We start from the raw sequence: 22974 nt of genomic DNA, 5'->3' as shown, positions 1-22974 counted from the left end.
ATCTCAAACTTGAGCGCAGCGTTTGAGTCTTCAAACATACACACAAAATCCTCTACTTACGGCTATCATGGCCGCATGGCCAACCCGACCGCAAAAAGCTGGCTCCCCGAAGCAAACCACCCCACCACCGACTTTCCCCTCACTCATCTCCCCTACGGTGCCTTCCTTGTTGAAGGTCAGCAGCATCTCTGCGTCGCCATCGGCGACCACCTCCTTGACCTTCATTCCTGCGCCTCCACCGGTCTGCTGCCTCCCACATTAACCGAATCCTGTCAGGCGCCCACCCTCAACCTGCTCATGTCTCAGGGCCACGCAGCCTGGACTCTCCTCCGCAAAACCCTTACCGCTCTACTCCACATTGACGTCAACCCCGAGCACAAAGAAAAAGCCGAAGCCGCCCTGCACTCCATCGCTGGAGCGTCCCTCCAAAAGCCGGTTCACATCCCCAACTACACCGACTTTTACGCCTCCATCCATCACGCCACCCGTGTCGGTCAGCTCTTCCGCCCTGACCAGCCCCTCCTCCCCAACTACAAGCACATCCCCATCGGCTACCACGGCCGTGCCTCATCCATCATCGTCAGCGGTTACGCCGTCACTCGGCCTGTCGGGCAGTCGCGTCCTTTTTCACCCGACACGCAATCTAAATTCCTACCCACCAACGCATTAGACTACGAACTCGAACTAGCACTTTACATTGGAACCCCCAATCTACTCAGCGCTCCAATCCCAATCTCCGAAGCGGCAGGCCACCTCTTCGGGATCAGCCTTCTCAACGACTGGTCCGCCCGCGACGTACAGTCCTGGGAGTATCAACCCCTCGGCCCATTCCTCGCGAAAAACTTCGCAACGTCTATCTCTCCCTGGGTCACTCCCATGTCTGCCTTGGAGCCCTTCCATGCACCTGCGGCTACTCGTCCTGACCCCGATCCGAAGCTACTTCCATACCTCCACTCCGTCGCCGACCAAAACCATGGAAGTATTGATGTAAAACTTGAAGTATTAATCTCAACCTTCACCATGCGCGAGAATAATCTCGAGCCGCACTCGCTAAGCAAATCCAGCGCAGAAGGCCTTTACTGGACGCCCTCCCAACTGGTCGCACACCACACCAGCAACGGTTGCAACCTTCAGATCGGCGACGTCCTCGCCACCGGAACCATCTCCGGCCCTTCCGAAGCCTCCGCCGGCTGCCTCCTCGAACTCACCCGCAACGGCGCCCGTCCCATCCCTCTTCCCACGGGAGAATCCCGCACCTTCCTCCAGGACGGCGACGAGATCATCCTTCGCGGCTCCTGCGAAGCTCCCGGCCATCCTCGCATCGGCCTGGGCGAGTGCCGCGCCACCATCCTCCCCGCCCGAACCTGAATCCTCTGCGACCCTAAGCCCACCTAGCCAATCCCCACCCGGGTGAACTATCCTCATTCCTGCAACGTGGGCCACAAGCCCACCAACCGGAGACCTCCCATGGCAACACACGCACCAACCCTGAATCAGCCCGAATCAGATACCACCGCCGACTTCCTCCCCCTCAAGGGCACCGACCACGTCGAATTCTACGTAGGCAACGCCCGTCAGGCTGCCTACTTCTATCGCGCCGCCTTTGGCATGTCGCTGGTCGCCTACGCAGGCCCCGAAACCGGTCAGCGTGACCGCGCCAGCTACGTCCTCCAGCAGGGCAAGGTCCGCTTCGTCATCACCACCGCCCTCCGCTCCGACACCGAGATCGCCCGCCACGTCCACACCCATGGCGACGGCGTCCACTCCATCGCCCTCTGGGTAGACGACGCCCGTCAGGCCTGGCACGAAACCACCAAGCGCGGCGCCCGCAGCATCCAGGAGCCCACCGACTTCTCCGACGACCACGGTCGCGTCACCACCTCCAGCATCGCCGCCTACGGTGACACCGTCCATACCTTCGTCGAGCGCACCAACTACACCGGCGCCTTCTTCCCCGGCTACCACGCCGTCAAGCACGACCACATCGCCCGCCCCGTCGGCCTCCTCCACATCGACCACATCGTCGGCAACGTCGGCTGGAACTCCATGAACCAGTGGGTCGACTTCTACCGCGACGTCATGGGCTTCGGTCTCTACCAGCACTTCGACGACAACGACATCTCAACCGAGTACTCCGCCCTCATGTCGAAGGTCATGGCCAACGGCAACGGCTACGTCAAATTTCCCATCAACGAGCCCGCCGAAGGTCGCCGCAAGTCCCAGATCGAGGAGTACCTCGACTTCTACGGCGGTCCCGGCGTCCAGCACATGGCCCTCGCCACCAGCGACATCCTCGCAACAGTCGCTGCGATGAAACAGCAGGGTGTCGACTTCCTCACCGTCCCTCACTCCTACTACACCGAGCTGCAACACCGCATCGGCAAGATCGACGAGCCAATCCACGAACTCGAAAAACTAGGCATCCTCGTCGATCGCGACAACGAAGGCTACATGCTGCAGATTTTCACCAAGCCCGTCGAAGATCGCCCCACCGTCTTCTACGAGATCATCCAGCGCAAAGGCAGCCGCAGCTTCGGCAAAGGAAACTTCAAAGCCCTCTTCGAAGCCATCGAGCGCGAGCAAGAGCTTCGCGGCAACCTGTAAAAACGAACATCGAAGTCGTAGCTGTCTGTAGCTATCTCGGACGAAGGGGAGTCTGTGCGCATTAAGATCGGCGTTTTAGCAGCCTTGCTCCTCTTCGCCCTCGCTTCCATCTTCTACTTCAGCAACCGGACGACACGAGCCCCGGTATGGCTCGACAACCGTGGCAAGCCGATTCAGGCTCACGGTGGCGGCATATTAAAAGTCGGTGACGAGTTCTTCTGGTTCGGCGAAGACCGCACCCAGGGCCTAGATCCCACTCGAAAGTACGTCGCCTGCTACTCCTCAAAGGACCTCTCCCACTGGACCTTCCGCAATCAGGTCCTCAACTTGGCCGACCCAGAAAATCTAGGCCCAGGATGGATCGTCGAGCGTCCCAAAGTCTTCTACAACGCGAAGACGAAGAAGTACGTCATGTACCTCCACCTGGACGACAGCAGTTACAAATTGGCTCGCGTCGCAATAGCAACAAGCGACACAGTTGATGGCGACTACCACTACCTCAAGAGCTTTCGTCCGCTCGACATGGAGAGCCGCGACATCGGCCAGTTCATCGACGACGACGGTACAGCCTACCTCATCTTCGAAAGCCGCCCAACCAAAGGCTTCGTCATCGCAAAGCTCTCCGACGACTACCTCAACGTTGACAAGCAGATGAGCCTAGTTCCCAAGCCGCTCGAAGGAGGAGCACTCGTCCACTACAACGGCCTCTACTACGTCATCGGCTCCCACCTCTCCGGCTGGACTTCAAACTCCAACGTCTACGCCACCGCCTCCAGCCTCGAAGGCCCGTGGGCCGGGTTCAAAGACATAGCCCCGCCAGAAAAAAGAACCTACGACTCACAATCCAGCATGTTGCTAAAGATAGTCGGGGACAAAACAACAACAGTCATCTTCATGGCAGATCAGTGGGAACCAAAAACCCTCTGGGACTCACGCTACTTGTGGATGCCGCTCGAGATAAGCGACGGCAACCTTCACCTCCCGCGACCAAAACCGTGGACGATTGACATGACAACCGGCATCGTGACGTATAAAAATCGCTTATGGAACTAGACCGAAAGATCAACGCGACTCATACCGTCCTATCTCCTTCATTTTGCGCATGTTTATGCACTAACGTACGTATAATCATTCATATAGACGGCGCATTTTTAATCTGCCAAGCTCATCCTTGAAGTTGAGGACGAATGATGAGCACGCACCAGATTGACCTGACCACCGCGAACGCATTAACTGCTGCTTACAAGCCAGAGCCCACTCCCGCCGTAGCAACATTTCTGATGTGCCCTCCCAAGCTTTACGACGTCGACTACGTCATCAACCCCTGGATGGCCGGCAACGTCCACGCCTCCTCGCGAACCCGCGCCGCCGAGCAGTGGCAGCGTCTCTACGAAGCCGTCAGCACCATCGCAGACGTCCAGCTCATCGAGCCTCAACCCGGCTCCCCCGACATGGTCTTCACCGCCAACGCCGGCCTCGAGCGCAACGGCACCGTCGCCATCAGCAGCTTCTTCCACCCCGAGCGCCAGGGCGAAGAGCCGCACTTCCGCCGCTGGTTCCATGAAGCTGGCTACAAAGTTCTCGACACGCCTCGTGCCACACCATTCGAAGGCGAAGGCGACGCACTCTTTTCCACCGACGGCACACGCCTCTGGGTCGGCTATGGTCCGCGCACCGTCGCCTCCAGCCATCACCCGTTACGCAAAGTCTGGGGCATCGAAGTAACCTCGCTTCACCTCATCGACCCGCGCTTCTACCACCTCGACACCTGCTTCGCCCCACTCGACGGCGGCTACGTCATGTACTTTCCCGAAGCCTTTGACCGCGCCTCCCTCGACAAGATCGAAGCCTTCTACCCGCCCGAAAAGCGTATCATCGTGGCCGAAGCCGATGCGATTTGCTTTGCATGCAACGCCATCAACGTAGACCGCACCATCATCCTCAACAACATCGGCAGCGACCTGCGCCACAAACTCGAAGCACGTGGCTTCGACATCATCGAAGTCACTCTAACCGAGTTCCTCAAAGCAGGGGGCGCCGCCAAGTGCCTCGTCATGAAGCTAAGCCGACCCGCACTCTAAGCCGAAGCTTGTGAATCCCGTTGGCCGGAAGGCAGCTCATCCCGACCAACGGGAGGACCGAGATGTCTATTCCACCAAGACCGGTATACACGCCACGAAGTGGCCGCTCCACGCGCAGTGGGGCCCGTCCGGCAGGACATATCCCTTTGAAGAAGAGTTGAAGAAAAAAAGAGCAGGGAACTAAAGCCCCTCTGCCATCACCCTGTCATAAGCCGGCACCGTCAAAAAATCCACAAACTTTGGCGACCGCACCAACTCCCTCATCAACTCGGCCGCCCGCACATAAGCCGAGTAGCGCTTCGCATCCACAGTAGCCTTCACCCGTTCAAGCTCATCTGCGATCTCCGCATCCACCATCGCCACGGTCACCGGCAGCCCATCCTCCATCACAGCTTTATGGTGAACCCACTGCCAAAGCTGTGCCCGGCTTATCTCCGCCGTCGCTGCATCTTCCATCAGGTTGAACAGCGGCACGCATCCAATCCCGCGCAGCCAAGCCTCCACATACCCAAGCCCTACCGCAACGTTCTGCCGCACACCAGCCTCAGAGATCGTACCCTCGGGAACCTGCAGCAAGTCGTCAGCTGTCACGTGATAGTCCGGCAACTGCTTCGAAATCTGATTAGCCTGCGGCATCACACGATCAAAAACCTCCAACGCCACCGGCACCAACCCCGGATGCGCGACCCAAGTCCCATCATGCCCATCAGTCGCTTCGCGCTCTTTGTCCGCCCTCACCTGCGCCAGCGCCTTCTCATTCGCCACCGGATCACTCTTGATCGGAATAAACGCACTCATCCCACCCATAGCACTCACTCCACGCCGATGACAAGTCTTAATCGCCAGCTTCGAGTAGCTCCGCATGAAGTGAGTCGTCATCGTTACCTGTCCACGATCAGGCAGCAGCACACTCGTATCCCCAGCAAATTTCTTAATAAAACTGAAGATGTAGTCCCACCGCCCGCAGTTCAATCCAGCCGAGTGGTCCCTCAACTCCCAAAGAATCTCATCCATCTCAAACGTAGCCAGAATCGTCTCGATCAGCACCGTCGCCTTGATCGATCCTCCCGGAATCCCCAACTCACCCTCGGCCTTGATGAACACATCGTTCCAAAGCCTCGCCTCAAGATGACTCTCCATCTTCGGCAGATAAAAGTAAGGCCCCGATCCCCGCGCCAGCAACTCCTTCGCGTTATGAAAAGCATACAAGCCAAAGTCGAACAGCGACCCCGACATCGGCTCCCCATCCACCAGCAAATGCCGTTCTTCAAGATGCCAACCACGCGCCCGCACAAACAGCACCGCAGGCTTCTCAATTAATTTGTAACTCTTTCCCGTCTTTTCATCTTCAAACGTGATCGTCCGCCGCACTGCATCCCGCAGGTTCAACTGGCCATCGATCACGTTCTCCCAGGTCGGCGTCGTCGAGTCTTCAAAGTCCGCCATGAACACCTTCGCGCCGCTATTCAACGCATTGATGATCATCTTCCGATCCACCGGTCCCGTAATCTCCACCCGTCGATCCAGCAGATCCGCAGGCAGCGGCTCCACCACCCACTCGCTCTCGCGAATCGCCTTCGTCTCCTTCAGAAAATCCGGACGCTCACCCGCATCCAGCCGCCGTTGCCGCGCCACGCGAGCCTCCAGCAACTCTTTCCGCTGCGCGTTGAACGTGCGCTGCAACCCCACCACGAAAGCCACAGCCTCCGGCGTCAAAATCTCCGCATACCGCCCCGTCGCAGGAGCAACAAACTCCACACTCTTAGCCGACTTCATCGTTCAATCCTTTAGACGGCTTCTCCTAAACAGAGAAGCCTGTGATTCTGAACGGAGTGAAGAACCCCCGTATTTGCTTTTGTCTTTGCCGTTGCTTCTCGATACCGATCACGGTCGAATCTTCAAGCAAGCCATCAACACAACCACATCTCAACCCTACTCAAACCGCAGATGAACATAGCCCGCAGTCGCAAACTTAACATCAGCCGTGGTTCCGGCGTCTGCCAACTCCGCTCCCGTCCAACTCCCCGTCGTCACCCACTGTCCAGCCTTCAGACCGCCAGTGCGCGCCGTAGCCTCATTCGCGAGCCAAGGCAGCAGCCGCATCAAATTACCCGACGTATTCGAGCCCGTCCGATCCACCCGCACCACACCATCTACGGCGAGCACGACGTTCTCCTTCGTAAAATCGATCTTCTGCCAATCGGCAACCGGCGCACCATACACAAACCCGCCATGCATCTGCAGATCGGCGATCATCGACAACCGCGTCGCACTCAACGGCGCCGTCAACCCACTCTCCAGCACCTCGATCACAGGATGGCAGCTCGCAATTGCAGCCACCACTTCGTCCATCGAGTAAGCCTTCTCCCTCGGCGGCAGATCCTTCCCCAACAGAAAAGCAATCTCCGCCTCCAGCCCACGGAAGCGATGCTCCGTCTCCTTGATCACCACTCCACTCGGGGCCATCCGCGAGAGCGGCATCGGCGCAAACATCGGTGTGGCCTCAGGCGTTGGCGCTCCCACCTTCCACCCACCGACAGTTCCATACACCAGGCTCAGCCTGTCCTGAATAAAGTACGCCTCGTCCACCGTCGTCGGGCGCAACTCTTCAGGCAAGTCGTCAATTGGTTCACGGGTTCGGCGAGCGTCCATCAACATCCTCGCCGCACTGATCAGTTGTTCTTCGCGAGCACCAGTCATCATCCTGTAAGTGTCTCGCAACCAGCCAGCTTCTGTCTCGCCGCCACACCAAATATCCCGCGCGCCGACGTACTAGTGGCTCGAAGCCTTACCCAGGCTCAGCAGATTCGCAAACAGCCGATACGCGCCCGGCACACCCTCCGGTAGCTCCCTGTACAGCGCAAACGCCGCATAAACATAAACGCCCTTACCCGTCTTCGCCACCAGCAACCCACCCTTTTGCGGATCCTGTCCAGGATCATGCGTCTCCAGCAACGCCTGATACTGCGAATCCCAACTCCCCATGAATCCGTGCCCACGCTCCTCCACCCAGCCGTCGAAGTCCTTCTGTGTAATCTTGTTCGGCCAGCTCAGCAGCGGACTCTCCGGCATCAGCAACTTCACCGGCGCAGTCTCATCCACCACCCGCTCATTGCTCCCCAGTGAAGAAGGATACGGCCCGTAGTCAAAGCTGCCCGAGTTGTACTGCACAATCAACACGCCGCCATTCTTCGCATAGTTCAACAACTGACCATTCGCCGCCGCAAGCCCCGGATGCGCCGCATACGCCCTCACTCCAAGCACCACCACGTCATACCCAGCAAGCTTTCCCGCAGTAACATCGCCCATCGTCAACGTCGTCGCATGCACGCCAAGATTCTCCAGCGACTCCTGCACCTCATCTCCAGTCCCCGGCAGATACCCGACCTTCAACCCAGGCGCAATCTTCACATCCGCACCACGCGCCTGATACGTCGCCGGCCGATAAAGATTCGTCGGCAACAGCCCCGCATACCCCACCGTCTTATACCCCTCGCGATACTCCTTCCCCGCATACGTCGCAACCGCCGTCATCGTATACGCCGTCTCCGCCATCTTTCCCGGAGTCACAACAAACGGCACCGCCACCGAATCCCCATCCTTCACGAGCGAAAACTCCGCCTGCTCGGGCGACGCAGTCCACCCCTTCGGCAACTCAAGCTTCACCGTCCCCGAAGCCGGTCCCTTCACATTGCTCTTTACATCCGCCGTCACCACCAGCGTCTTCTCAGTCAGCGGCACCACACCCGCCGCAGGCGACACCGAAACCGAAGTTGCCGGAGCCACCACCAACGGCTCATACACCGTCCCCAGCCCCGTCACTCGATGCAGCGTCTGCACCTGCTGTCCCAACCGAACATCCACGCCGTCATAGTCCACCGTCACCCACGCCGTCAGCGCAGGCAAGGGAAGCGAAGCATTCCGCAACGCCGGGTCGGCCACGTCGTAGTAAGACTTCGTAATATCCGTACGGGTAAACGGTGGCCTTGACATCTTCGCATCGGCCGGCAGCTTCACCTGGAACGCATCTTCAAACGCCTGCCCACTCACGATCGTCTTTCCAACAGTCGAAGCACCCGTGTTCTCAGACGTAGCACCCGCACTCGACTCCAACACCGCAGCCTTCAACTTCACCGGCACCGCACTTCCATTCACCACGCGCATCTGCACGCCAAACGTCTGCCCCGGCACCGCGGTCACAAACGTATCCCCACCATCGCCGAACCGCGCAAACGGCCCATTCTCCGCGCGTCCAGCCACCTGTGCACGCAGGCTCAGCCCCAACGCCTCGACGATCGCATTATTGAACTGCACTCGCTTCACTCGCAGCTCATGCAACAAATCGAACTTCTCCCGAGCAGTCAGCCCACTCGCCTCCACCTTCACAATCAACTCGTCCGTAGCACGCAAACCATCCCGCAACAGCGGCGCAATCTTCTCCGGAGCGTCAATGGAGTATCCCGTCATCGCCTGTTGCAGCAGCCCATCGATCTTCGTCAGATCCTGCTTCAAAAAACTCGTCTCACCCGGAGCCAGCGTAGCTATACCCACAAGCGAAACATCGATCCCATCAAAAAAGTTTTTCTCCTTAGCATCCTTCGCACTCGCAGCAGCGCCCGTATTCACTCTCGACCCATATCGGGTATACGGCACATCAAACTCCCCCGCCGCCGGAATCCCCATCCCGCCGTTCTGCGTCTTTTGCTGCCCTAGCCCCATCCGTGCGAACTGCAGATAGGTCAGCCCCAACACCGGGCTGTACTCTCCCTCGGGCACCACCACATTCTCCGTTGGAGTTTTCGTCGTCCACTCCTTCGTCACGTAGTTGTAGAACCGCGCCGGCGCATACTTGCCAGTCGCATAGTCATACATGCCTTTCTCCGTGACGGAAAAAAACGGCACCCGCCCATACACCTTTAGCGGACTCCACGGCTGCAACCCCGCCGCTATCTGATCCGGAAACACCTTCGGATCTCCCGCCGCATCGAAAACCTCCTGCGCCATCTCACCCGACACCTGGTGCTGCCCATGCCCATCCGTAATCCCACCAACAAACACAGCCGTTACCACCAGCGGCCGATACAGCCTCACCGCCCTCACCGCGTCATACAACACGCGATCGTGTCCCCAGTTATCGAAGCTCTCCTCCTTCGTCTTCGAAAAACCAAAGTCCACCTCGGTCCCCCACATCTGGTCGATCCCCATGTAACGACCCGCTGCCAGAAGCTCCTGAGTCCGCACCAAACCCAGCGCGCCATCGAAGTCGCCCGACATCAAATTCTGTCCACCCTCACCCCGAGTCAGCGTCAACATCGCCACATGCGCGCCCTGCCCACGCGACTCATACGTCAGCATCCCGCCATCTTCATCATCAGGATGCGCCACAATCATCATCAAACTCGCCCGCGTCCGCAGCTTCACCAGACTCTGCCACAGCGCAGTCGCACCTTCGTTCGCAGGAATATCCCGCACCCCGACCGCTGGCCGCACCTGCTCTCCCTTCAGATTCGCCGGATCGCGCAGCGCCTGATCAGAAACCTGAGCCTGGACTTGACCGCGAGCCTCCGCTCGCACCGGGCCCTTGACAAACCCACCCGCCGCCACTGCGAGGCCCACGACCGATACCGCACCCAGAGCTGCAACTATCCGCATAGAAGTCATTACTTTCTAATCTCTCACACCCTCCCGCCCTAGATCATCTCCGGGTTCTAAAGCTTCGGCGGAGCGTTACTCGGGGCGACGCCCGTCAAAAAATGTATTTACCTGACCGTAGAGCGCGTTATAAGAACCATCAAACCACCACAAAAATGCACCCAATCACCACCAAAGCACCACGAAGGCGCATGCTCCTACTCGACCAACACTTAACTCGACCAAAAAGACGATCAATTTGTCGTTGCCGAGCAAAGCTGAAGCGCACGGCGCCTCATCGCAATCGTAGTGACAAAAAAAATCAGGTTGACTTCGAAGAAATTGGGTCTAAATGAAGACCTACTTCGTCTTATACGAAGTAGGTCTTGTTTTGCCCGGTACTGCCGGTTCTCTCACGAAGCAGCCCTCCAACGCGCGTCCTGAAAGACACAAGAGACACGCGCGGAGGGCTTCATCTCACAAGCTCAACTCCGCCCACCGCACTCCGCACCGACACGCCGCGAAGAATTGTTACACGAGCAGCCGCGGCTGTTGCGCTTGTAACGCTATCACCGTTCGTGTCGCGGTTGTAGTAGTTGTCACCGTTGCTATTCCTGTTGTCGTTGCTGTTGTCGTTGCTGTTGTCGTTGCCTGTTGCAGTTGCAGCTGTCGTTGCAGTTGCAGTTGCTGTTGCTGTTGCCGTTGTCGTTGCTTTTGCCGTTGTCGTTGCTTTTGCCGTTACCGTTGGACCCACCCAAACCACCTGTCATCCTGAGCGAAGTTGCTCGCGGCACTTTGCGAGCAACGCAGTCGAAGGATCCCCGTATTTGCTTTTGCCTTTGCTCTTGCCGTTGTTGTTGCAGTGCTTTTGCCGTTGTAGTTGTTGCCACCGATCAAGCACCCGAGTCAATCGCCCCAAGGTCAGCCCAACCATAAGCCACCACAGGCAGCATCACCCCACCGACTTCCATCTCCTTCGAACGAACCCGCAACGCCCCCGACTGCGTATAAAAACGGCCGGATGCATTGTCTTCGAGCACCCATACCGCCATGCTCCTGAAGCCTCTGTCCTTCAACGACCCAGCCAGTCTCCGCAAAAGAGCCGTTCCGATCCCGCGTCCCTGCTCACGCTGTAGCAGATAAATCGCAAACAACTCAGCATCGAACTCCTCAATGGGATCACGAAGTGCTCCTCCACTCACAAATCCGACAACCTCACCATCCACCTCTGCCACGAACACATCCACATCAAGTGTCAGCCATTCCTCCCACGAAGCCTCACGCTCCGCCTCGTTCAGGCTCGCCAGATATGCCTCCGGCACAATCCCCGCATAAGTGGTCTTCCAACTCTCCACATGGACACGGGCAATTGCACCCGCATCCTGCCCCGTCGCCGCTCGAATCTCCATGCGCCTCTGCTCCATGCGCCAAGATAGCCCCCATCTCGCACCATCAAGCACTCAAAAAATGCCAGGCAGGCTCCCCGCACGAAAAGCTGTCAAGCTCCCGACCCATCAAAACCCACGCCAATCCAGCACAATCGCGTTGCGCATGAGTTCCGCTCCACCAGATAAAATAGAGTCAGGGCAAAAAAAATGCCGGTTCGGAACGACAGGCGAGAGCTAAGTCGTTTCGGTGCAATATTTTGCAAACAAGTCATTTAGTATCAATATTTTACCAGGATAGCTCCTCCGTAAACCTAAGATTTCATAGATCTTACGTACAAGATCCTAAGGGTTCGGGAGGGGGAGGGTATGAAGGACTGACCGCAGACAACTCGCTGCGGTATTTGCAACTGCAACCGCCGGAACCAACAAAGCCATGGCATCAGGGCGTGCGAATTGCACGGCTGCCTACAAAAACTACGGAAACAAACGCTCCTTACGCCACCCGTCGCCGTTCCTTGAAAACAAAAAACGGTCATGCAACCGGCCTTCGCCATCCTTCCAGAACTCAATGCGCTCCGGTCGCAACACATAACCCCGCCAATAGTCAGGCCGCGAAATCTCCCCCGGAGATTTTTGCTCCAACTCCTTCACCCGCTCCACCAGCATCTCCCGCGACGCCAGCACTCGGCTCTGTTGCGAAGCCACCGCCCCAAGCTGACTCAACCTCGATCGACTGTGAAAGTAAGCATCTGCATCCTCATCCGGCAACTCCGCCACTGTGCCTGCGACCCGCACCTGCCGCCGCAGCGACTTCCAGTGAAAGCACATCGCCGCGTGCGAATTGACCGCCAACTCCGAGCCCTTCTGGCTCTCCGCATTCGTATAGAAACAGAATCCTCCCTCATCCAGTCGCTTCATCAACACCATCCGCACACTGGGCACCCCATCCGGTGTCGCCGTAGCCAACGCCACTGCATCCGGATCATTCACCTCACGAGCCACCGCATCCTTCAGCCATGCGCGAAACAGCGCAATCGGATCAACCGCAGTCTCTAATTCCACCTTGTCCATCGCATCCTCATCTTCTTCAGCAGGCGGAAAGCGAGCGAAGGAGACTACTCCAACCCGTCGAATAAATCGGTCGTCAACTGCGCAGCTTGCGGCTCTGCCGTAGCCACCAAGGCATACAACTCCTCCGCGCCATATCGTTCGAAGATCTCCTTCGTCTTCTCCATCAGCGGTGCCTGCGAAACATGTTGTCGAAACGCTTCGATCTTGCGTTCTCTCACTGCACGGATATCGAGGGTCACGGTCCATGGCATTGGTACAGCAGGCGGTCTATCTGGCAGATGGAAGTTTGCAGTAACGTAGTACAACCGCTGGGGCTTGAAGGTAGCACCGGCATCCTGATATCGTCTCGTTTGTCCCGCCCAATGAAAGGCTGCGGTCGTCAACATCGACACCATCATGTGGTCTGGATGCGTATTCGGTCCGCCGTCTCCACCAAACGTGATGACGACATCCGGCTTGTAACGCCGTATCCGCTCCACGAGCCTTCCCGCAGCCAACGAGAAGTTGATTAACTCCAGCTGCCCATCCTGATAGTCCAGAAGCTCGTGGTGCGATACCCCGAGCACGTTGCACGACGCAGAAAACTCATCCCGTCGCATCTTTCCCAGTGCGTCACCACTCGACGCATCGCCACGATTGGTTGCAGCCTGTCCATCCGTCAGGCAGACGACGTAACTCTCAACTCCGCGATCCGCTGCCAGCCCCAATGCCCCACCAAACGCATAACACTCATCATCCGGGTGCGCCGCCACGCACATCAACTTCAAGCCCACTCCGCATCCTCCAGATCCGAATCGTCAAACAACAGTTCAGCCGACACAACTTCGTCCAACACCGCATCCGGATCCACCGCTCGCACAGGCGCAAACGTCCTCCGATGCAGCGCGCAAGGCCCAATCTCAGCCAGCGCTCGCCGATGCTCCGGCGTCCCGTAGCCCTTATGCGAAGCAAGTCCATATCCAGGATGAACCTCGTGCAACTCGCGCATTAAAGCGTCGCGATGCACCTTCGCAATTACCGAAGCCGCTGCAATCGAAAGGCTCAGTGCATCCCCATAGATCAGCTTCGTCTGTCGGCACGGATGATCGAGACGCATCGCATCAATCAACAGATGATCCGGAGCCAGCGTCAGTCCCAAGACAGCCTGCAACATAGCCATGCGCGTTGCTTGATAGATATTGATCCGGTCAATCGTCTCGGCGTCGACTTCAGCGACACAGATCGCAAGCGCCATACCGCGTATCTTCCGGTCGAGCGACTCGCGCTCCTCCCGAGTGAGCTGCTTGGAGTCCTTCAGCCCAGCCTCTGCCAACTCATCCAGACACTCCGGCAGAATTACCGCAGCAGCCACCACCGGCCCAAACAGCGCCCCGCGCCCCACCTCATCCACGCCGGCGATCCGTTGAAATCCGTAATATCGCAGAGCCTGTTCTGGCGCATCGCTGCAAACCAGCTGCTTCAGCATGCGCTGTTTCGCGGTAGCTGCAGTCACCGTCCGGGCCGCACGTGGAGAGGGAATCGAGGCCATGCTTTTCTGGTTCGAGTGTATAACCAGCGCGCAGAACGAAGCCACGACCGAAGTCGTGGCTCAGTGGAAAACAGGGAACTGAATGCTTACTTGGCGGCGCGCTCAACTTCGCGCAGACGAGCAGCCTTGCCGCGCAGACCGCGCAGGTAGAACAGCTTCGAACGGCGAACTTCGTACGAGCGAACCTTTTCGACCTTGTCGACAACCTTTGAGTTGTACGGGAAGATACGCTCGACGCCTTGGCCAAAGCTCATCTTGCGAACGGTAAAGGATCCCTGCGCGCCCTTGCGGCAGGCAATTACCATGCCCTCAAACGCCTGCAGACGCTCTTTCTCACCTTCACGAATCTTGACTTGAACACGAACTGTATCGCCAGGGGCGAACACGGGTAGATCGGTCCGCTCGAACTTCGCGGCCAGCTTCTGCATTATCGGATGAATGGACATGACACAACTTTCCTATGTTGGACTCGACCTTTAGTGTACACGAAATCTGCACTTTCCGGGTGAAAACCACACGAGAAATGAGCCACTGTCGCTTCTATCACTCTGATTCTCTGTAACCTCGCAGTTCAGCCAGAATCTCTCGATCTTCGTCGTCAATTTCGACCTTATCCAGCAGATCCGGCCGGTTCTCCAGAGTCTTCTTCAACGCCATCCGTCTCCGCCATTTACGGATCGCCTCATGATCGCCCCCCGAGAGCGCCTCTGGGACGAGCTTTCCCATAAAATCCGCGGGCCGCGTGTAGTGCGGATAGTCGAGCAGCCCACCAGAGCCATAGGTCGACCGCGGCGGCCCATCTGCCTCACCTGCATCCTCCATAACATCCTCTGCACCAAAGCTCTCAAATCGCGACGAATCGGGATTGCCCAGCGCTCCCGGCAACAGCCGCACGACCGCATCAACGATCACTGCAGCCGCCAGCTCACCACCCGACAGCACATAGTCGCCGATCGAAATCTCCCTGTCGCAGAGCATCTCATTCACCCGCTCGTCGATCCCCTCGTATCGTCCGCACAAAATTACGACGCGCTCCGTCAACGTAAGTTCCTGCGCCATCGACTGACTGAACGGCTGTCCTTGCGCTGAGAGCAGAATCACGGTCTCCTTCTGCCTCTGCCGCTCATCTTTTGGCGCGATATGCAGCGACTGCACCGCATCGTAGATCGGCTGCGGCTTCAGCACCATCCCTTCTCCTCCACCGAACGGGCGATCGTCCACCGTCCGATGGCGATCGTGCGTGAAGCTGCGCAGGTCATGCGTGGCGATATCGACCAGACCAGTAGTGCGGGCGCGCTTCAGAATCCCATAGTGGAACGGGCCGGTAAAGAAGTCGGGAAAGATCGTAATGATATCGAAGCGCATAGACGATAACTGCGGTGAAGCTCCTGAAGAATCAATGTGCAGATTGCACCATATCACTTTGAAAGTTGCAGAACCACGCAGGCTGTCTCAAACGAATCCTTGCTTGAGCAATCGTCGCAAATGGCATCTCCACAAAGATCACGATAAGTAGAAAGAGTCTCACCATGGATCGAATTAAGCTCGCCGCCGGACTGACTATTCTGCCATCTCTTTGTCTCATGGCCATTGGCCAGGAACAACGATTAGATCCTATCCAGCCTTCGACTCACCAGCAACTCGCGCTGGCCAAACCCACGGCCAGCCGCCTCGTGCCAGCGACGGCCCCGGGCATATCTACAAGTAGTCCATCGAGCTCTGAAGGATTGATTCGCACCATCCCCGTTCCCTCCGCGAAAGAGACCCCGGCCACACGGCCATTCCACACAGCAGCCCTCGCCATCAAGGCCAGCACACTTGGAGCCGGTGCAGAACTTGCAACGCCCCTCTCCCGTAGCTTTAATCTTCGCTCCGGCTTCAGCGTCATCAACTTCGGATACCCCTTCGGCACCGATGGCGTAACCTACGACTCCCGGCTTCGCCTGCGATCATCGCAGACGACACTCGACTGGTTTCCTTCACGTCACGGCTTTCACATCAGCCCCGGCATCCTCTACTCAAGGAACAACATCTCGTCCCTCGCAACCGTTCCCGCCGGCCAGAACTTCTCACTCGGCGATCAGAGCTACATCAACAGCGTCGACGACCCGGTCAACGGCACCATGACAGTCGTGTTTCCCCACAACGTCTCGCCTACGCTGCTGCTCGGCTTTGGAAATGCGCTCCCACACAACGGCCGGCACTTCTCCGTTCCATTTGAGTTTGGCGCGGCCTACACCGGCGCTCCAGTCATCAACGTCAACCTGACGGGATCAGCTTGCACCACCGAAGGCTGTTTCAGCTTCGCCAATAACGCCGAGGCTCAGGCCAGTCTGAAGCAGGAGATTCAGACCCTCAACGAAGACCTGAAAAGAATCCCGGTCTATCCGGTACTCTCGTTAGGTCTGGCCTACCACTTCTAGGTCTTATCGCTTGCACTCCGGTTGACGTCAACCAAACCCTCAGGCAGCGCCATATCGATCCGCTTCCCCTCGGTGTCTACCGTCACCAGAAATGCCTTCGCAAACGGAATCAGCACTTCATCTCCATCGCGTGAGGTCACTGCCAGCAACGGTGCTGCATCGGTCAATCGACGCGCCCCATCGGCGGTCGTAGCAAACTGCACATCTTCGACGACACCAATTGCCGTCGTCCCGTCATAGACGGTGCAGCCGATCAGTTCACTGATATAGACCGACTCGTCGTCCAACGGAAGCCGCTCTTCCCGTGGAATGATCACATCCTGCCCCGCAATCGATTCTGCGTCCGAGATTGTATCGACACCTGCAAAATGCATCACGATACGCCCTTCATTCTTCCCGACAGGCAGCCAGAACGACACTACCTCAGCCGTACGCGCCTCCGCCACTTTGCCCTTGAAGCCAGTCGGAGCAAGAAAAACTCTAGTCTGCTCTTCAAATCGTTCGGGGAAGTCGGTAAACAGCTCCGCGAGCACCTCGCCCTTGCGGCCCTGGGGCCGAAGCAGGTGTGCCAATACGATCCATGCTGGGGTGCTCTCCGTCATAAGCAAAAAACTGAGGCGAAGGATCGACTGGAGCACTTTCTTTTGTCAGTCGAACCGCTATGGAGCAGGCGTCTGGTCCTCTTCCACAATGTCCAGCGAAAAGCGATGCTTCAGCTTCATGCTGGCGGCACTGAGGATGGTACGCATCGACCGCGCGGTTCGGCCTTGCTTTCCGATCACCTTGCCGACGTCGCTATGCGCGACACGCAAGCGAAGCGCGGTGCATTCGCCATCTTGAATGGCTTCGACCGTCACGCTGTTCGGGTCGTCAACCAGGGCACGGGCTATCTCCGCTACAAGGTCTGTCATGTTCTTTACAGGGTCGTCCCCTGCAGGAAACTGAGTTGCCTGAGTCATCACACACCTTCTAGGTCTGGGAGTCACGAGGAGACGCTCAAGCTCTATCCCTTCGTCTCGTTCTAGCGGAGATCTTCCAGGAAGTGCTGCAACGAGCGAAACACCGGTCGCAGGAAGTCCTGGGGCTTTAAACCCAGAGCCTTCTGCTTTGCAAGGCCAACTGCGACTGTGCAATACCAAAGAGTCTACGTGAAATGATGCTCAGAACGTGTCACGAAGAACCTAGTGTGTCAGCTATCTTTGGGCACCACGTGTGTTCACCCAAAGAATAACCTTCACGTTACTCCTAAGCTACTGCGACTGCCTCTGCCGGCTTCTGGGCCATCAATTTCCCAACGCGCTCCGACAACTGAGCACCATTTCCGGTCCAGTAATCGATACGGTCGCGCTTCAAATCAACTGTCGCGGGGTTTGTCCGCGGATTGTAGGTTCCTACCACTTCGACCGAACGGCCGTTACGGGCGCGGTCCTTTTCAATAACTACGATGCGGTAGTGCGGCTGCTTACGCGCTCCAACGCGCGCCAAACGAATCATCAACACTGGCAATGCCTTTCAAAAACATTTTTGGTTTGGGTGACATAGCCGCGCTGTCGATCTTCCTTCAGACAGGGACCTTAGGACACATCACCCAACAACTAAGTATGTCTGAAAACGCTTTTTTTCGCAACGAAATAGCGCAATTAGAAGCTCATTAAGCTGGATACAAGAACCTCAGCACGTCTCCGAAGCGCTCCGACCACGCATTTTCGTCATGAACCGCCCCCTCCGCTTTCATATAAGCGAGGTCAATCCCCGGCTTCCAACCCCGTTTGATCAGCTGCCGTTCCAGATGGTCCGCATCCTTCACGTGGCGCGCGCCCTCCGCCGTTCCAATATCCAGCCAAATCCGCAGCTCAGGCTTCTGGTGCCTCTGATCGACCAAATTGAAGATGCTCCGCTGATCCCACCACAGCGAAGGCGACATCACCGCCACCTTACCAAACACCTCAGGGTGCGTAAACCCAAGATAAAGCGAGATCAAACCGCCCAGCGAAGACCCACCCAGACCCGTATTCCCAGCCTCGGGCAGCGTGCGATAGGAACTGTCGATCAGCGGCTTCAACTCCTCGATCAGCAACCGCCCGTAGCTCCGGCCCTCCCCGCCGCCCATCTTGAAATCGCGCGTGGGCGTATACTCCGCCATTCGCCGAAGCCCTGTATTTGCAACGCCAACCAGGATCACCGGCTCAATCTCGCCTCCCGCATTCAATCGATCCGCCGCCGTATGTGCATTCCAGGTCCGTCCCGCAATGTACGAGGTGCGTCCATCGAACAGATTCTGTCCATCATGGAGGTAGAAGACAGGGAAGCGTCGCTCCTCCTGCTCCAGATACTGTGGCGGCAGATACACCGAAACAACGCGGTCATCCGGCAAAATCTCCGAATGAAACTTCCGCACGCTATATCTCGGATTCAAATCAAGATCGTCTGCGGTATGCTCTCTCAACACATCTTCGTCGGGGATGGCGGAGCTGGACCCAAGCTCGAGGGCCTCAAGCACAGGATGGGAAGCGGTTGTCGGTAAAGGTCTCAATGCGGAAGAAGCTGCTCCAATCAACTACGATTACTTCAGACTAGCAGAGGGAGCCGGATGAAACGCGACTACCACAAATGGTTTTCACCCTCTCTCGGACGCGATATGGAACTGCTCGTCTTCGGGCATGCAGGTTTCCCGGCTATCGTCTTTCCCACCTCCCAAGGCCGATTCTATGAGTTTGAAGACCGTCAAATGGTCAACACCGTTTACGACAAACTCGAACACGGCCACCTCCAACTCTACTGCGTCGATTCGGTTGACGGCGAGAGTTGGTACAACCGCGACGTTCCCCCACGCTGGCGCATCGCCCGTCAGATGCAGTACGAGCAGTACGTCATGAACGAAGTCCTTCCCCTCGTGCGCCAGCAAAACCAATACTCAAGCCTTGGATCCATCGGCACCAGCTTCGGCGGCTACCATGCCATGAACATCGCCCTCCGCCATCCCGATGTCTTTCAGGCCATGCTCTCCATGAGCGGGGCCTTCGACCCATCCAACTTTCTCCGCGGCTACTACGACGACGACTGCTACTTCAACATTCCCATGCACTACCTCCCCAACATCAGCGACTCCTGGTATCTCGACCGCTACCGGCGCAACAACTACATCCTTGCAACCGGCGTTCACGATCAATGCTGGAACGAAAATGAACGCATGGCACAGGTCTTTCGCAATAAAAGTATCCCTTGCCGCCTCGACGTATGGGGCGACAACACAGGCCACGACTGGCCCTGGTGGCAGAGAATGCTCGCGACCTATCTCTAGTCTCCAACGGGCAAACCACCTCGACAACATTCGTCCATGGAGGATTCAGTGAAGAAGATTGGTGTTCTGTTCGGAATGGAAAATACCTTTCCCGGCGCTTTCGTCGATCGCGTCAACGCAATGGAGATCGAAGGCATTCATGCCGAGTTCGTTCATCTCGGCGGAGTACACATGGCAGAGCCCTCCGGCTATGCGGTCATCGTCGATCGCATCTCGCACGATCTCCCCTTCTACCGCTCCTATTTAAAAAACGCTGTCCTCACCGGCACTCAAGTCATCAACAATCCCTTCTGGTGGTCCGCCGACGACAAGTTCTTCAACTATGCCCTAGCCGCAAAACTAGGCGTAGCGGTACCCAAAACAGTTCTCCTGCCACACAAAAAATTTCCTCCACAGATCAACGAGCGCTCTCTGCGCAACCTGCAGTTTCCCCTCGACTGGGACGGCATCTTCGAGTACGTCGGCTTCCCGGCCTTCCTCAAACCTCACGACGGAGGCGGCTGGCGCGATGTCTTCCAAGTCCACAATCGCGACGAGTTCTTCCACGCCTACGATCAAACCCGCGATCTCTGCATGACCCTTCAGGCCGCAGTCAACTTCCAGGAGTACTTCCGCTGCTACGTCGTCGGCCAATCCGACGTCCGCATCATGCCCTACGATCCACGCCGCCCGCACGAGCACCGCTACGTCCTCGATCCACCCGAGTACGACAAGAAGCTCCTCAAACGAGTAGAAAAAGACGCCCTCACTCTCTGCAAAGCGCTCGGCTACGACCTCAACACCGTAGAGTTCGCCGTAGAAGACGGCATCCCCTACGCCATCGACTTCATGAACCCCGCACCAGACGCCGACCTTCACGCCGTTGGGAAAGAAAGCTTCGAGTGGATCGTCGACAAAGTAGCGAAACTAGCCGTAAAAAAAGCCCAATCCTCCAACAAGAAGCATGATCTGAACTGGTCGGCCTTCCTCGCAACCCCAAGCAAAAAATCGGCCGCGAAACCAGAGCCCAAATCCACCCCCAAAAAGACCGTAAAAAAGGGCACCAAAAAAGGCCGCAAAGAAAACGACTAAGAGGGCCGAATAGATGAAAACTTGGCGCATGCTGACGATCTTGTGCCTTCTCGCAAAAGCGCCCTGTGTTTTGGCTCAGGCCAATCAGACTGTCGAGTCTCATGCTCAAGCAGGTTCGTTGCAAGGTATTGTGTTCTACTCGAGCGCCGATCGGGATGAGAAAGGACTTGAAGACGTCGCTGTTGCTGAGTGCAACGCCGACTTCAAAAATTGCGTTCCAATAACGCGTACGGATAAAAATGGGCATTTCGCAATTCAGTCCACACGCAAAGGGAACACACATTATCTCCAATTCCTCAAGCCGAATTGGTGTGAAGGGTTAGTTGTTGTGACCTTGGCCCACAGTTCTAAACGTCTAAAAGTGAAGTTGTTTATCGGAACTTAGTATTTAACGGCTGTGCAGAAAGCCCAATCCTTTTTATCCGTGTTAGGTTTTGGTATTCGCTAACGAGGCCAAGAATATGCGCCCCACCTTCACGCTAGGCATCGAAGAGGAGTACCAGACAGTCGACCCCGAAACCCGCGACCTGCGCTCGCACATCGCCACCGAGATGCTCGCCAAAGGCAAGCTCCGCCTCGAAGAGCGAGTCAAGGCAGAGATGCACCAATCCGTCATCGAGGTCGGCACCCGCGTCTGCAGCAACATCCAGGTCGCACAGGAAGACCTCTTCGACCTCCGCCGCAATATGATCGACCTCGCCCAAGAGCACAACCTCCTCCTCATCGCCGGAGCAACCCACCCCTTCGCAGACTGGCGCGTCCAGGAGATCTACCCCGATCCACGCTATGCCCAGGTCGTCGAAGACCTCCAACTCGTAGCCCGTGCCAATCTCATCTTCGGCCTCCACGTCCACGTCGGTATCGAAGACCGCGAAGCCGCCATTCGCATCATGAACTCGCTCCGCTACTTCCTTCCCCACATCCTCGCGCTCTCCACCAACTCCCCCTTCTGGCTCGGCATGGAGACCGGCTACAAGAGCTACCGCGCCAAGGTCTTCGAAAACTTCCCCCGCACCAACCTCCCCGACAGCTTCGCCAGCTACTCCGAGTTCGAGAGCTACGTAAACCTTCTCATCAAAACCAACTCCATCGACAACGCAAAAAAAATCTGGTGGGACGTCCGCCCCCATCCCTTCTTCGACACCGTCGAGGTGCGCATCTGCGACATCCCCCTCCGCGCGCAGGAGTCCATCGCCATTGCCGCGCTCATCCAGGCCACCGCCTGCAAGCTCTGGCACCTTCACTCAAAAAACGTCGACTATCGCCAGTACTCCCGCGCGCTGCTCATGGAAAACAAGTTCCGTGCCGTCCGCTACGGCATCGACGGCAAGATGATCGACTTCGGCAAGCAAGCCGAGGTCCCCGTACGCGAGCTCATCTACGAGTACCTCATCTTTATCGACGACGTCCTCGACGAACTAGGCAGTCGCAACGAGATCAACTACATCCACACCATGCTCGCCCAGGGCACTGGCGCCGACCGCCAACTCAAGGTCTACCGCGAAACCGGCGACCTCAAAGCAGTAGTCGACTACATGAGCGCCGAAACCCGCGCCGGCCTCTAGATCGCCACAAGACACGTTGCTCTTGAATCTGCAGTTGCAGTTGGTGTTGCAGTTGTTGTTGCTGTTGCAGTTGCTGTTGCTGTTGCAGTTGCAGTTGCTGTTGCTGTTGGTGTTGCAGTTGCAGTTGCTGTTGCAGTTGTTGTTGCTGTTGGTGTTGGTGTTGCAGTTGCTGTTGGTGTTGGTGTTGCAGTTGCTGTTGCAGTTGTTGTTGCTGTTGGTGTTGGTGTTGCTGTTGCTTGTCCTTTTGTTGTCATCCCGCAGGGATCTGCTGTTTTCTCGCCCCACCCAAACACTCGTCATCTCGACCGAAG

At 57.2% G+C, this 22974-nt stretch carries 24 protein-coding genes; 9 read left to right on the top strand and 15 right to left on the bottom strand.

The window, feature by feature from the left end; all coding sequences use genetic code 11:
* Positions 1-75 precede the first annotated feature (75 nt).
* The 4 genes from fahA to RBB82_RS01345 all read left to right on the top strand — a co-directional run bounded on the left by fahA (position 76) and on the right by RBB82_RS01345 (position 4685).
* Positions 76-1368, top strand: coding sequence for a fumarylacetoacetase (gene fahA / locus RBB82_RS01360; RefSeq protein ID WP_433973324.1), 1293 nt, complete (start codon positions 76-78; stop codon positions 1366-1368).
* 99 nt (positions 1369-1467) lie between these two features.
* Positions 1468-2604, top strand: a complete 1137-nt coding sequence (gene hppD / locus RBB82_RS01355; RefSeq protein ID WP_433973323.1) for a 4-hydroxyphenylpyruvate dioxygenase — start codon at positions 1468-1470, stop codon at positions 2602-2604.
* Between the two features lie 54 nt (positions 2605-2658).
* Positions 2659-3657: a family 43 glycosylhydrolase gene (locus RBB82_RS01350; protein WP_433973322.1), complete on the top strand. Its 999-nt coding sequence runs from the start codon at positions 2659-2661 to the stop codon at positions 3655-3657.
* 134 nt (positions 3658-3791) lie between these two features.
* Entirely contained in the window at positions 3792-4685 is an 894-nt protein-coding gene (locus tag RBB82_RS01345) for a dimethylarginine dimethylaminohydrolase family protein (protein ID WP_433973321.1), read from the top strand.
* 180 nt (positions 4686-4865) lie between these two features.
* Here RBB82_RS01345 and aceB read toward each other — a convergent pair whose 3' ends face one another.
* The 10 genes from aceB to trmD form a co-directional block, all read right to left on the bottom strand.
* Positions 4866-6461 carry a malate synthase A gene (gene aceB, locus RBB82_RS01340; RefSeq protein WP_433973320.1) on the bottom strand — a complete coding sequence of 532 codons (1596 nt, stop codon included), beginning with the start codon at positions 6459-6461 and terminating at the stop codon, positions 4866-4868.
* A gap of 156 nt (positions 6462-6617) precedes the next feature.
* Positions 6618-7388 carry a 2-keto-4-pentenoate hydratase gene (locus tag RBB82_RS01335; protein WP_433973319.1) on the bottom strand — a complete coding sequence of 257 codons (771 nt, stop codon included), beginning with the start codon at positions 7386-7388 and terminating at the stop codon, positions 6618-6620.
* Positions 7389-7457: 69 nt separating this feature from the next.
* Entirely contained in the window at positions 7458-10337 is a 2880-nt protein-coding gene (locus RBB82_RS01330; protein WP_433973318.1) for a PIG-L family deacetylase, read from the bottom strand.
* A 451-nt stretch (positions 10338-10788) separates the two neighbouring features.
* The gene (locus RBB82_RS01325; protein WP_433973317.1) at positions 10789-11070 is read right to left on the bottom strand and encodes a hypothetical protein; all 282 of its coding nucleotides are present in this window, start codon (positions 11068-11070) and stop codon (positions 10789-10791) included.
* Between the two features lie 139 nt (positions 11071-11209).
* A complete protein-coding gene (locus RBB82_RS01320) occupies positions 11210-11725 on the bottom strand; it encodes an N-acetyltransferase family protein (RefSeq protein ID WP_433973316.1) in 516 nt (171 codons plus the stop codon).
* A 453-nt stretch (positions 11726-12178) separates the two neighbouring features.
* Positions 12179-12775 (bottom strand): pyridoxamine 5'-phosphate oxidase, encoded by a 597-nt coding sequence (gene pdxH / locus RBB82_RS01315; RefSeq protein WP_433973315.1) that lies wholly within the window; start codon positions 12773-12775, stop codon positions 12179-12181.
* Between the two features lie 44 nt (positions 12776-12819).
* On the bottom strand, positions 12820-13548 hold the full coding sequence (locus RBB82_RS01310) for a PIG-L deacetylase family protein (RefSeq protein ID WP_433973314.1): 729 nt from the start codon (positions 13546-13548) through the stop codon (positions 12820-12822).
* Positions 13539-14303 carry a ribonuclease HII gene (locus RBB82_RS01305; protein ID WP_433973313.1) on the bottom strand — a complete coding sequence of 255 codons (765 nt, stop codon included), beginning with the start codon at positions 14301-14303 and terminating at the stop codon, positions 13539-13541. The genes RBB82_RS01310 and RBB82_RS01305 overlap by 10 nt, the downstream gene beginning before the upstream one ends.
* Before the next feature lie 86 nt (positions 14304-14389).
* Positions 14390-14749: a 50S ribosomal protein L19 gene (gene rplS, locus RBB82_RS01300; protein ID WP_433973312.1), complete on the bottom strand. Its 360-nt coding sequence runs from the start codon at positions 14747-14749 to the stop codon at positions 14390-14392.
* Between the two features lie 97 nt (positions 14750-14846).
* Positions 14847-15668, bottom strand: coding sequence for a tRNA (guanosine(37)-N1)-methyltransferase TrmD (gene trmD / locus RBB82_RS01295; protein ID WP_433973311.1), 822 nt, complete (start codon positions 15666-15668; stop codon positions 14847-14849).
* Between the two features lie 164 nt (positions 15669-15832).
* Between trmD and RBB82_RS01290 the strand changes: the two genes are divergently transcribed.
* Positions 15833-16726, top strand: coding sequence for a hypothetical protein (locus RBB82_RS01290; RefSeq protein ID WP_433973310.1), 894 nt, complete (start codon positions 15833-15835; stop codon positions 16724-16726).
* Here RBB82_RS01290 and rimM read toward each other — a convergent pair.
* The 4 genes from rimM to RBB82_RS01270 form a co-directional block, all read right to left on the bottom strand.
* Positions 16723-17364: a ribosome maturation factor RimM gene (rimM, locus tag RBB82_RS01285; protein ID WP_433973309.1), complete on the bottom strand. Its 642-nt coding sequence runs from the start codon at positions 17362-17364 to the stop codon at positions 16723-16725. The two genes, RBB82_RS01290 and rimM, sit on opposite strands and share 4 nt — an antisense overlap.
* 21 nt (positions 17365-17385) lie before the next feature.
* The gene (locus RBB82_RS01280; RefSeq protein WP_260740079.1) at positions 17386-17685 is read right to left on the bottom strand and encodes a KH domain-containing protein; all 300 of its coding nucleotides are present in this window, start codon (positions 17683-17685) and stop codon (positions 17386-17388) included.
* A gap of 286 nt (positions 17686-17971) precedes the next feature.
* A complete protein-coding gene (gene rpsP, locus RBB82_RS01275) occupies positions 17972-18220 on the bottom strand; it encodes a 30S ribosomal protein S16 (protein ID WP_179582336.1) in 249 nt (82 codons plus the stop codon).
* Positions 18221-18377: 157 nt separating this feature from the next.
* On the bottom strand, positions 18378-19259 hold the full coding sequence (locus RBB82_RS01270; RefSeq protein ID WP_433973308.1) for an alpha/beta hydrolase: 882 nt from the start codon (positions 19257-19259) through the stop codon (positions 18378-18380).
* Between the two features lie 57 nt (positions 19260-19316).
* Between RBB82_RS01270 and RBB82_RS01265 the strand changes: the two genes are divergently transcribed.
* From RBB82_RS01265 to RBB82_RS01250, 4 genes are all read left to right on the top strand, one after another.
* Positions 19317-20027, top strand: coding sequence for an esterase family protein (locus tag RBB82_RS01265; RefSeq protein WP_433973307.1), 711 nt, complete (start codon positions 19317-19319; stop codon positions 20025-20027).
* A gap of 48 nt (positions 20028-20075) precedes the next feature.
* Positions 20076-21098, top strand: coding sequence for an ATP-grasp domain-containing protein (locus tag RBB82_RS01260; RefSeq protein ID WP_433973306.1), 1023 nt, complete (start codon positions 20076-20078; stop codon positions 21096-21098).
* 13 nt (positions 21099-21111) lie between these two features.
* Entirely contained in the window at positions 21112-21483 is a 372-nt protein-coding gene (locus RBB82_RS01255) for a hypothetical protein (protein WP_433973305.1), read from the top strand.
* Between the two features lie 76 nt (positions 21484-21559).
* The gene (locus RBB82_RS01250; protein ID WP_433973304.1) at positions 21560-22663 is read left to right on the top strand and encodes a carboxylate-amine ligase; all 1104 of its coding nucleotides are present in this window, start codon (positions 21560-21562) and stop codon (positions 22661-22663) included.
* Here the strand turns inward: RBB82_RS01250 and RBB82_RS01245 are convergent.
* Positions 22660-22917: a hypothetical protein gene (locus RBB82_RS01245; protein WP_433973303.1), complete on the bottom strand. Its 258-nt coding sequence runs from the start codon at positions 22915-22917 to the stop codon at positions 22660-22662. The two genes, RBB82_RS01250 and RBB82_RS01245, sit on opposite strands and share 4 nt — an antisense overlap.
* Positions 22918-22974 lie beyond the last annotated feature (57 nt).

The organism is Tunturiibacter lichenicola, assembly GCF_051013355.1.
Classification (GTDB): Bacteria; Acidobacteriota; Terriglobia; order Terriglobales; family Acidobacteriaceae; genus Edaphobacter; species Edaphobacter lichenicola_F.
The sequence above is the reverse complement of the archived record's forward strand: the minus strand, read 5'-3'. Positions and strand labels throughout refer to the sequence as shown.

What these genes read in the sequence shown, in the direction of transcription:
- fahA (WP_433973324.1), top strand. Translation starts at nt 76, where the DNA reads ATGGCCAACCCGACCGCAAAAAGCTGGCTCCCCGAAGCAAACCACCCC.
- hppD (WP_433973323.1), top strand. Translation starts at nt 1,468, where the DNA reads ATGGCAACACACGCACCAACCCTGAATCAGCCCGAATCAGATACCACC.
- RBB82_RS01345 (WP_433973321.1), top strand. Translation starts at nt 3,792, where the DNA reads ATGATGAGCACGCACCAGATTGACCTGACCACCGCGAACGCATTAACT.
- aceB (WP_433973320.1), bottom strand. Translation starts at nt 6,461, where the DNA reads ATGAAGTCGGCTAAGAGTGTGGAGTTTGTTGCTCCTGCGACGGGGCGG.
- RBB82_RS01335 (WP_433973319.1), bottom strand. Translation starts at nt 7,388, where the DNA reads ATGATGACTGGTGCTCGCGAAGAACAACTGATCAGTGCGGCGAGGATG.
- RBB82_RS01330 (WP_433973318.1), bottom strand. Translation starts at nt 10,337, where the DNA reads ATGCGGATAGTTGCAGCTCTGGGTGCGGTATCGGTCGTGGGCCTCGCA.
- RBB82_RS01320 (WP_433973316.1), bottom strand. Translation starts at nt 11,725, where the DNA reads ATGGAGATTCGAGCGGCGACGGGGCAGGATGCGGGTGCAATTGCCCGT.
- pdxH (WP_433973315.1), bottom strand. Translation starts at nt 12,775, where the DNA reads ATGGACAAGGTGGAATTAGAGACTGCGGTTGATCCGATTGCGCTGTTT.
- RBB82_RS01305 (WP_433973313.1), bottom strand. Translation starts at nt 14,303, where the DNA reads ATGGCCTCGATTCCCTCTCCACGTGCGGCCCGGACGGTGACTGCAGCT.
- rplS (WP_433973312.1), bottom strand. Translation starts at nt 14,749, where the DNA reads ATGTCCATTCATCCGATAATGCAGAAGCTGGCCGCGAAGTTCGAGCGG.
- trmD (WP_433973311.1), bottom strand. Translation starts at nt 15,668, where the DNA reads ATGCGCTTCGATATCATTACGATCTTTCCCGACTTCTTTACCGGCCCG.
- RBB82_RS01290 (WP_433973310.1), top strand. Translation starts at nt 15,833, where the DNA reads ATGGATCGAATTAAGCTCGCCGCCGGACTGACTATTCTGCCATCTCTT.
- RBB82_RS01280 (WP_260740079.1), bottom strand. Translation starts at nt 17,685, where the DNA reads ATGACTCAGGCAACTCAGTTTCCTGCAGGGGACGACCCTGTAAAGAAC.
- rpsP (WP_179582336.1), bottom strand. Translation starts at nt 18,220, where the DNA reads ATGATTCGTTTGGCGCGCGTTGGAGCGCGTAAGCAGCCGCACTACCGC.
- RBB82_RS01265 (WP_433973307.1), top strand. Translation starts at nt 19,317, where the DNA reads ATGAAACGCGACTACCACAAATGGTTTTCACCCTCTCTCGGACGCGAT.
- RBB82_RS01255 (WP_433973305.1), top strand. Translation starts at nt 21,112, where the DNA reads ATGAAAACTTGGCGCATGCTGACGATCTTGTGCCTTCTCGCAAAAGCG.
- RBB82_RS01250 (WP_433973304.1), top strand. Translation starts at nt 21,560, where the DNA reads ATGCGCCCCACCTTCACGCTAGGCATCGAAGAGGAGTACCAGACAGTC.
- RBB82_RS01245 (WP_433973303.1), bottom strand. Translation starts at nt 22,917, where the DNA reads ATGACAACAAAAGGACAAGCAACAGCAACACCAACACCAACAGCAACA.